At 50.4% G+C, this 272-nt stretch carries 1 protein-coding gene; it reads right to left on the bottom strand.

Translation table 11 applies throughout. The features are described 5' to 3' along the window. On the bottom strand, positions 1 to 272 hold a 272-nt coding region (locus LI126_RS14715), incomplete at both ends, for a DEAD/DEAH box helicase family protein (protein WP_227165673.1).

Below are 272 nucleotides of genomic sequence, written 5' to 3' on the forward strand. Positions count from 1 at the left end.
GATAGCAATAGGCTTCTTTGGCGTGGCCGTATAACAGTGCAATCTTACAGTTTTGAAAAGCCTTGTTCAAACGGGGATAAATCTCCAGACAAACGTCAACTCGCGGCGAGGCCCAAGCAATTCGCTCACCTGCTTGCAAACGATCAGCCAGACCTTTAAACATCATTTCCGTCTTACCGGCTCCCGTTACCGCCCATATCAAACGCTTTTCGTGCTGCCGCATGCTCGCCGTTACCGTTTCAGCAACTTCAGACTGCAGCGGCGACAGTTTT

The sequence above is a fragment of the Mediterraneibacter sp. 210702-DFI.5.30 genome (assembly GCF_020560115.1).
GTDB classification, from domain to species: Bacteria; Bacillota; Clostridia; order Lachnospirales; family Lachnospiraceae; genus Mediterraneibacter; species Mediterraneibacter faecis.